Source organism: Mycobacterium sp. NPDC003449 (genome assembly GCF_053588415.1).
This window is the reverse complement of the sequence record NZ_JBSFPX010000248.1, coordinates 1-9,035: the sequence shown is the minus strand read 5'-3', so window position 1 is coordinate 9,035 and position 9,035 is coordinate 1. Positions and strand designations below refer to the sequence as shown.

Sequence of the window (9,035 nt, the reverse complement as noted above, 5' to 3'; positions counted from 1 at the left end):
GCTGATCACGCCGATCATGCTGCGGGTGGTGCGGGCCGCGGTCCTGCCGGTGCGACAGGAGCTCTATATCGCCGCCGCACGGGTGTCGGGCCTGTCCCATCCCTACATCATTCGACACCACGTGCTCCCGCGCGTGGCCGGTCCGATCATCGTGCAGGCGGCGCTGCTGGCGGCCATGACGTTGTTGGTGCAGACCGGGCTGTCCTTCCTAGGGCTGCTGGTCAAGGCGCCGGCACCCAGCTGGGGCGGCATGGTGGCAGACGGCGTGAGTGTGCTGATCCTGCAGCCCTGGTTGATCTGGCCGCCCGGCCTGGCCATCGCCGCGACGGTGCTGGCGCTGGGACTACTCGGCGACTCGATACGCGATGCCATGACCGAGGGCTGGTCCGGGGTCAGCGCCCCGCGCACCGAGCGCACGCCGGAGTACTGCCAGACCAGGCCGTCGGCCATTGGCGTACCGACACCCGACTCGGCGCTGCTCGCGATTGCCGGACTGCAGGTGTCGTTCGGCCGGCCGGACGGCTCGCGAGTCCGGGTCGTCGATCACGTCTCATTCCATGTCAACCCGGGCGAGACCGTCGGTCTGGTGGGGGAGTCGGGCTGCGGCAAGAGCGCCACCGTCATGGCGATTCTTGGTCTGCTGCCGCGAACCGGTGAGATCGACGGCGGCAGCATCATCTTCGATGGACAAGACCTGGTGGACCTCACGGATGCAGACAGACATGCGTTGCGTGGCAAGCGTATCGGCCTAGTTTCGCAGGAGCCGATGGTCGCCTTCGACCCGACCGTCCGCATCGGCGCCCAGATCATGGAGGTGGTCCGTACGCACCATCGCGTGAGTCGATCGGAGGCGCACCAACGGACGCTGAGCCTGCTCGGTCAGGTGAACCTGCCCGACCCCGCCGCGGTGGCGCGTTCCTATCCGCACGAACTCTCAGGCGGCATGGTGCAACGAGTGGCGATCGCGCGGGCGCTGGCCGGTGAACCCGAGCTGCTGATCGCCGACGAGCCCACGACCGCACTGGATGTCACCGTGCAGGCGGAGATTCTCGATCTGTTGCGGAAATTGCAGCGCGAGCGCGGAATGTCCGTCGTTCTGATCACCCATGACTGGGGTGTGGTCGCCGATCTCTGTGACCGCGCGGTCGTGCTCTACGCCGGACAAGTGGTCGAACGAGGCGAACTTGGCGAGATTTTCCGGGCGCCGCAGCATCCATACACCAGGGCCCTACATGCCGCCAATCCCCATGGAGCCCATGCCGAGACAACTTTGCCGACCATCGGAGGCAGCGTGCCACAGCCCGGCAGCTGGCCCGCCGGCTGCCACTTCGCTTCCCGGTGCCAGTTCGTGACCGACCGGTGCCGGCAGGCCAGAGTTGATCTGGCCGTGGGCAAGGACGACCACGCCGTCCGATGTATCCGTCATCGGGAGCCGGAGGACGCCAAATGAGGTCGACGGCTGGTGAGCTGATACTCGACGTCCGTGATCTCACGGTGCGGTACACGCGTGGCCGCAGGGTGATCTCGGCTCTTCAAGATGTCACCGTCACGGTGGGCGTTGGTGAAACACTCGGTGTTGTCGGCGAATCAGGTTCGGGAAAGTCGACATTGGGGCGCGCGATACTTGGACTCGCACCCGTACATTCGGGCACCATCAACTTCGCCGGTGAAGACATCACCCACGCCGGCGAACGACGTCGACGCGAACTCAGCAAGGACCTTCAGGTCATCTTCCAGGACCCCTACAGTTCGCTCAATCCCACAAGGACCATCGGCCAGACGCTGGCCGAGACACTACGCGTGCACGGAAAGCTGTCGGCGCAGGAGGTTGATCGACGTGCCGCCTCCATGTTGGAACGTGTCGGCCTCTCAGGCGATGCGGCGCAACGATATCCGGGCCGCTTCTCCGGTGGCCAACGGCAGCGGATCGCCATCGCGCGCGCATTGATGGCCCAACCGCGACTGGTGATCTGTGACGAACCGGTCAGCGCGCTCGACCTTTCGGTGCAGGCTCAGGTGGTTAACCTGCTGCGGGATCTGCAGTCGGAGTTGGGCCTCAGCTATCTGTTCATCGCCCATGATCTCGACATCGTCCGCCACCTCTCGGACCGCATCGCGGTGGTCTATCGGGGACGCATCGTCGAGCAGGGTCCGGCCGACGCCGTCTACGAGAATCCTCACACCGACTACACCAGAGAACTGCTGGACGCCGTCCCGATCCCAGACCCGGTGCGCCAGCGGGAGCGCCGCGAGGCCCGTCGCGCCAGGCGGCAGAACGACTAGACCGACTGCGCTGTTACATCATGAGAAATGGAGACACCCTAAATATGTCGTCAAAGCCGCGCGTCGCAACCCCCGGGTTCAGTGGCCTGGTCGGGTTCGGCAGGCAGGACATCACACCACCCGTCGGGATCCGCAATCGCAACTGGGGCGCTGCATCCTCCGATACCGCCGTCGGCGTGCATCGGCCCTTCTCCCTGTCGGTCCTGGCCCTCAAGAACGCATCGACCTCGTCGGTACTCTTGATCGCAGGAGTCGATGGAACACATTGGCGCCGGGTCGATGACTGGGAACGACTGCAGGGCAGAGCTCTTGATGAGCTCGGGTTGGGTCCCGGCCAGCTGATCGTCAACCTGTCCCACACTCACGCCGGGCCTGTCTTGACCGCCAGCCATGCAGATCTGGACGGAGGGGAGCATCTCCTCGCCTATCTGGACCGCCTCGCCGACGCGCTGGTCACCGCGTGTCGTGACGCCATGGCGGATCTGCGGGAGGGCTCGGTCGACTGGTATACCGGAAGTTCCTCGGTGGCGGTCAACCGTGACCTGGACCTCGATGGCCGGGCTCTGGTGGGTTTCAACCCGGAGATCCCGGCTGATGACACGGTGCTGATCGGTCGCGTATGTGCCAGCGGCGGTGGACAACTCGCTACTGTGGTGAATTACGCGTGTCACCCGACGACCCTCGCGTGGGAGAACTGCCACCTCTCGCCCGACTATGTCGGAGAGCTACGCGACACGGTCGAAGCGAGTACGGGCGCTCCCTGCCTGTTTCTCCAGGGCGCATCTGGAGACCTGTCGCCGCGCCTTCAGTACAGCGGTGACACCGACTTGGCCGATCAGCATGGGCGCGCCATCGGTCTGGCGGTACTGGCGGCACTGGAGACCATGCCGCCGCCGGCGACCGACTTGGTCTACGCCGAGGCTGTCGAATCCGGTGCGCCGGTGGCAGTCTGGCGTGCCGATAGCCGCACCGCGTCGACGGCATTGCGCTACGCCACCGAGATCAGCGTGCTGCCGCTGCGGCGGTTACCCAGCTGCGCCGAACTGGAGGATGAGTGGGCCGACATTCTCCCGCAAAGTAGAGACGAGCGGCTGCGGCGAGTGCGTGATCTTCGCGAGGGCTACATCGACCTGGAGAACCGGCCAGACGATGTGGACCATCCGATGTGGATCGCCCGTGTCGGTGATGCGCTCGTGGTGGCGCATCCGGGGGAGGCCTACAGCTGGCTGCAAACCGAACTGCGTGAACGATTCCCACAGACTCCGGTACTCGTGCTGAATCTCAGCAACGGGCCGGGATTCGTTTACCTACCGGATCGTGACGCGTACCAACGGGACGCCTATCAAGCTTGGCAGACTGTCTTCGCACCCGGTGCCCTGGAGAAGTTCGCCGAGGATGCGTCGACGGCACTGCGCGCCTTGATCGCCGCCGACGATCTGGGGTGAGCCCGGCCGGGTCAGAAACCCACGCCGGGCACGTCCACCCGTGCCATCAGGATGGCCGCCTGATCTCGGCCGTCCTGATGGATATCGTCCAGTGCGGGCCCTGCCGTGATGAACAGGCTGCGCCCATCCTCACCACCGAGGACCGCCGAGTACGCCGTGTAGTGCCCGGTATCGACGTGATCGACCACGCTGCCGCCTTCGGCGATGCACCAGACCCCCGACCCCGCGGCATCGGCTACCCAGAGGTGCCCGGCAGCGTCGAGGGTGATGCCGTCCGTGATCATCAGCACATGCCTACGTGCCTCGGCGACTGTCGTCGCCGTCGTGGGTGTGCCGAAGTTGGCCCACGCTCGGCGATTGGCCAGCGAACCATCGCTGCGGATGTTCCAGGCGCTGACGCGGCCGGCGAAGGACTCGGCGAGCAGGAGCTGCGTACCGTCGGCAGAGATGATGACACCGTTGGGCGTCAGCACATCGGTTGCGGCCACCGTCACCGAACCATCCGGGTCACAACGCAGCAGCACGGTCGGTTCCAGCGGATTGAGCTGACCGTCATTGCCGACATAGGCGCGGCCATGGGCATCCACCCACATATCGTTGGCCAGGCCAGGACAGTATTCGGACAGCTCCGCCACCACCTCCAGGGTGCCGTCGCGCCTGCGCAGCAGCCGGCGCTCGATCATCGAGATGACCAGCAGGTCGCCGTCGGGCGTGAACCCCAGGCCCGAGGGCTGTCCGGGCACCTCACAGACCGTGTCGAAGGTGCTTCCGTCCCAACGGATCACGCGGTTGGTGTAAAAGTCCGAGAACCACAGTGCGTTCTCATGCCAGCGGGGGGCCTCGGTGAAGGAGAAGCCACGTCCCAGGATGTCAGCCATCGGTACTTTGCTCTTTCGGCTAGTCAGCGGTGAACAGGATGGAACGGATCAGATTGCCCGGCACGGCCTCGGGCCGGTATCGGAGGCCGAGCCCAGGGCTCAGCGGCGGGAGGTATCCGCCGTCGACGAGCCCGCTGTCCTGACTGTGGATGAACCGGTCGACATAATCGAAGGGATCGTTGGCCGGGAAGCATTCGATCGGACTCTCGGTGTCCACGACGAACGCCACGTGGCGGTGGATCTCGGGATAGACGTGCAGTGATATCGGCGTGTCCGCACTCGCGGCGATATCGAGCAGCCCGGTCAGGCCACCAACGGTGGTCGCATCGGCGCGCAGAACGTCGACGGCCGAGGCGTTACGCAGGCCGGCAAGCTCATCGGGATCAGCCTCGTCACCCGCGGCCACGGTGATCGGCGATTCCACTCGGACCGCGGCGATCTCGGCCGCTGCGGCGGCTGGTAGCGGGTCCTCGATCCAGGTGATGCCCACCGGGTGCCATCGGGCGGCGGCAGCCAGCACCTGATCAACATCGCGGCTGCCGAACCCGAGATCCAGCACCAGGTCCAGATCCCCGATCGCCGCCAGGTCTCGAATCGCGACGAGCAGCCGGTCCAGGTACGCGTCATCGGCACCACCGGCGATCTTGACCGTCCGGAAGCCCTTATCGCGCCACCCTACCAGGCGGCGTGCCATGTCCAGATCGTCTTCGCCCTGGCGGCGGTACCCGACGACCAGCAGCGCGGGCTGGTAGGGCCGAGCCTCACCGAGCAGACGCCATACGGGTGTCTCATGCAGGATGCCCAGCAGGTCCCACGCACAGATGTCGACGATGGCACGTGCCCGCTGGACGGGGGACCGGCCCCAGATATGTGCAGGCACCGCAAACAGCTCGGCCAATGTCCGGCCGGGCAGCTCCCGGGCCACCGCCTCGGCGGCCGCGCCGATGGGCTGCCCGCGGGTCAGCACATACCCGGTACCGGTGGCCCCGCCTTCGAGTGTCACCTGGGCGACAACGTAATCCCTTGTGGTGATGGGGGTTCCCGCCAGCACCAGTGGTGGATCCATATCGAAGCGGAGTTCGTCGATCCGGGCATCGGTCACGCGGAGGTCAAGCACACCCTCATCGACCCGGCCTGAGGTACGGGCACGAATGGCGTCCAGGCCCTCCGCGCGCATCTACTTGTCGTCCAGAACGTATGCGGTGGCTTCGATTTCGACGAGTAGATCCGGATGGAGGAATTCCAATCCGCCGACGCAGGAGCTGGTCGGCAGCGTATCGCCGAACAGTTCAGCGTGCGCCCGTCCGGCTTCGCGCCAGTCGTCGATATTGCGAACGAAGACGCGGGTGCGCAGGATGTCTTCCTTACTGCCACCGAGTTCCTCGACGGCGGCCAGGATGACCGACAACGCGTATTTGGTCTGGGTGTAGAGATCGCCGGGCCCCTCGATGGTGCCGTCGGGCCTGCCCGCGGTGGTGCCGCCGACCTCGATGAGCGGGCCGACACGGGTTGCGCGCGAGTACGCCCATTCGGACGCCCAAGGTGCTTTTGCCACTACTCGTTTCACTGTGCTAGCTCCTTCGCTGAATCCTTGGTGATGGTGAACCCTCCGTCGACGGGTATGACGGCACCGGTCATGAACGACGACTGCTCCGAAAGCAGGAATACGATTGCCGCGGCGATTTCGGATGGCGCAGCGGGCCGTCCGAGAGCGTGCCGGTCGGCCACTTCTTCGAGCGGTTTGACGCCGGCCGGTCGCCGGCCCTCTGCCATCAACGGTGAGTCGACCGAGCCGGGTGCGACTGCGTTGACCCGGATACCCCAGCGTGCCCATTCCACCGCGAGGGTTCGCGTCATCGCCTCCACCGACGATTTGGCGATCGGGTAGGGCAACCGGCCCGGCCAGCCGAAGCTGGACGCCACCGAACTGACATTGACAATGACGCCCGAAGTCCCTGCCGCGATCCACGACCGGGCGGCGGCCTGGGCCACGAACAGTGAACCGGCGACGTGCACATCGAAGAGCCGGTGCAGGTCTGCCAAGGTGAGGTCAAGGCTCGGCTTGGCCAGCAGGGTTCCCGCGCAGTTCACCACCCCGGAGACGTGGCGTGCTGCCAAGACCTGGCCGACCGCGTGCGCGACCGCGTCGCGGTCGGCCACATTGCAGGTGATCGCGGTGACCCGTGTTGCGCCGAACCGGCTGATCAGATCATCGACGACGGCGGCCTCGGGCTTGAGATCGATGACGGCGCAGTCATGTACACCGTCGGTAAGAATCCTCTCGACGGTCGCCAGCCCGATACCGCTGCCTCCCCCGGTGACCAGAACGATCCCCCGCCGGTCATCCTCACTTGTCATTTCTACTCCATCTGACCATCGGACCAGCATGTCCACACGAGGGGAGCGATGCGCTGGTCGGGCTGCTCGGTTCGGTCGGGCCTAGTCTGGCCCAGAGGCTATACGGCATAGCAATATGATGCAAGACATCAAATATCGATGTTTGCTACGATGAGCCTAGGGCGTGCCGGCGTAGTGGATGCATCAGAGTGTTAGTCTCTGCGCAAGATTGTTAGAGAGTTAAGGATCGCAATGACTGAAGACTCGTTCCGGATCCGATCTCTGGCGCGGGGGCTGGCCATCGTCTCGGAAGTAGCCGCCAGTGACGGCGAACTGACGGCAGCGGAACTGAGCCGACGGATCGGCGTTTCACCACAGACGGCCTATCACTTGCTGCACACGCTTCGCCAGGTCGGCTACGTCGAACAGGACTCAAGTCAACGCTATCGACTGGGAAGAGCGATCCCGGCACTCATCGACGGGTACGAGCGTCAGCTCGCGCCGCCGGAAGCGGTGATTCGACGTCTTCGCAAACTTCGCGAGGTGACCGGTGAGACCTGCTCGCTGTCGGCGTGGACCGGAGATGATGTGGTGCTCATCGCGCAGGAGCCCGGCGAGCACTCGGTGCGAGTGGCCGACATCCAGGTGGGCCAGCGCGGTGCTCTGCATGCGCGTGCCGCGGGCAAGATCCTGCTCGCGCGCACCGACGCGGAGAAACGTGGCCGGGTGCTCAAGGAACTCAATCTGAAGCGGTTCACTGAGCACACAATTACCCGCCGAGCCAAGCTCGATCAGGAGCTCGATCGGGCAGCCGAGAGCGGATGGGCATTGGACGATGAGGAATTCGCCCGCGGTGTCACCTGCATGTCGGCATGTCTCGACTACAAGGGAACCGATTTCGCCTTGGCGATTCTTGCGCCGACACAGCGCCTCAAGGAGAACTCGGACCAGTACCTGGCCGCGCTCGTCGATGCGACACGGCCGTAAACGAATGAGGGAAACAATGATTGGCGATCGCCGCAGCGCAGTAGTCACCGGCGCTGCGTCGGGTATCGGTCTGGCGACTGCACGGCGCCTTGCCGCCGAAGGTTGGTCGCTGGCCTGTGTGGATACCAATGCCGCGGCCCTGGATGAGCTGGTCGGAGAGCTGAACGGGGCTGGCCATCACGCGGTCGCGGTGCCCGGTGACGTCGCGGATCTCGGCGTCAACGAACGGTCCTGTCGGGCCGCGGTCGAGTTGGCGCCCCTGGGCGCCTGGGTGGGGGTCGCCGGCATCGCCGCCGACTATGAACTCACCACCGTGTCGGAGTCCGAGGTACGCAGGCTGATCGACATCAATCAGCTGGGGATGCTGTGGGGGGTCATCGAGGCGTTGCGGGTGTGGGAGTCCACCGGTAGCGCCGGAACTATCGTCGTCACGTCCTCGGTGCATGCCCGCCATGCCGCAGCGGGTTCGGGCATCTACGAGATGACTAAGGCGGCTGTCGAGGCACTGATTCGCAACGTCGCCATCACCTATGGTCCACAGGGGATTCGGGCGGTCGCTGTGGCACCTGGCGCGATCTCGACGCCGGCGTTGCAGGCGTCATTCGGAACGGCGGTCAATCCGGATGCTGCCCGCTGGCACCTTGAGCGGCAGGCGCCGCTGAATCGGCTCGGCGAGACCGACGAGATCGCAGCCGCCATCGCCTTCTTGATTTCCACTGCGGCGTCCTATATCTCAGGTACTACGCTCACCGTGGACGGCGCGATGTCCTCGGTGCTCATGCTCCCTGCCACCGACCCGGAAGCGCTCCGCCCGCCGGTGGACACGCAGCGGTAGCCGGTCGTCTCAGGGCTTGAACAGTGCGCCCATTTCCAGACGCTGTGATCGCGCCGAGTCAAGCCAGGTCAGCACGCCAGCCTCGGACTACCGAGGAACCGAAGTAGTTCACCAGAGAAACCGCGGCGTGCACTCTCCGACTCCTCTCGGGGTGGCCTGGTGATTGAGGCTGCAGCCGCAGTGTCATGCCTTCGGATGGCCGGCGGAACATCGAGTGAATCGCCCCGGCATGTCCGGAGACCTACTGGTCTGAGAACTCGGCGGTGTGCT

General features: G+C 65.3%; 9 protein-coding genes. 5 read left to right on the top strand and 4 right to left on the bottom strand.

The features are described 5' to 3' along the window. From ACWDTP_RS35120 to ACWDTP_RS35110, 3 genes are all read left to right on the top strand, one after another. The coding region (locus tag ACWDTP_RS35120; protein ID WP_450027836.1) for a dipeptide/oligopeptide/nickel ABC transporter permease/ATP-binding protein at positions 1-1,450 on the top strand (1,450 nt) is incomplete at its 5' end. Beyond that, positions 1,447-2,283 carry an ATP-binding cassette domain-containing protein gene (locus tag ACWDTP_RS35115; RefSeq protein WP_450027835.1) on the top strand — a complete coding sequence of 279 codons (837 nt, stop codon included), beginning with the start codon at positions 1,447-1,449 and terminating at the stop codon, positions 2,281-2,283. The genes ACWDTP_RS35120 and ACWDTP_RS35115, both read left to right, overlap by 4 nt. A 323-nt stretch (positions 2,284-2,606) precedes the next feature. Then, positions 2,607-3,728, top strand: a complete 1,122-nt coding sequence (locus tag ACWDTP_RS35110; protein ID WP_450027834.1) for a hypothetical protein — start codon at positions 2,607-2,609, stop codon at positions 3,726-3,728. Between the two features lie 11 nt (positions 3,729-3,739). Here ACWDTP_RS35110 and ACWDTP_RS35105 read toward each other — a convergent pair whose 3' ends face one another. Genes ACWDTP_RS35105 through ACWDTP_RS35090 form a run of 4 tightly spaced genes read right to left on the bottom strand, consistent with a single transcriptional unit; the run spans position 3,740 to position 6,964 of the window. After that, positions 3,740-4,606: an SMP-30/gluconolactonase/LRE family protein gene (locus tag ACWDTP_RS35105; RefSeq protein WP_450027833.1), complete on the bottom strand. Its 867-nt coding sequence runs from the start codon at positions 4,604-4,606 to the stop codon at positions 3,740-3,742. 19 nt (positions 4,607-4,625) lie between these two features. Further along, a complete protein-coding gene (locus tag ACWDTP_RS35100; protein ID WP_450027832.1) occupies positions 4,626-5,723 on the bottom strand; it encodes an enolase C-terminal domain-like protein in 1,098 nt (365 codons plus the stop codon). 60 nt (positions 5,724-5,783) lie between these two features. Next, complete coding sequence (locus ACWDTP_RS35095; RefSeq protein ID WP_450027831.1) at positions 5,784-6,161, bottom strand: Rid family hydrolase; 378 nt, start codon at positions 6,159-6,161, stop codon at positions 5,784-5,786. Between the two features lie 8 nt (positions 6,162-6,169). Then, the gene (locus ACWDTP_RS35090; RefSeq protein WP_450027830.1) at positions 6,170-6,964 is read right to left on the bottom strand and encodes an SDR family NAD(P)-dependent oxidoreductase; all 795 of its coding nucleotides are present in this window, start codon (positions 6,962-6,964) and stop codon (positions 6,170-6,172) included. A 231-nt stretch (positions 6,965-7,195) separates the two neighbouring features. On the opposite strand from ACWDTP_RS35090, the gene ACWDTP_RS35085 reads away from it, so the two are divergent. Next, positions 7,196-7,930, top strand: coding sequence for an IclR family transcriptional regulator (locus ACWDTP_RS35085; RefSeq protein ID WP_450027829.1), 735 nt, complete (start codon positions 7,196-7,198; stop codon positions 7,928-7,930). A gap of 16 nt (positions 7,931-7,946) precedes the next feature. Continuing rightward, on the top strand, positions 7,947-8,765 hold the full coding sequence (locus tag ACWDTP_RS35080) for an SDR family NAD(P)-dependent oxidoreductase (protein WP_450027828.1): 819 nt from the start codon (positions 7,947-7,949) through the stop codon (positions 8,763-8,765). Positions 8,766-9,035 lie beyond the last annotated feature (270 nt).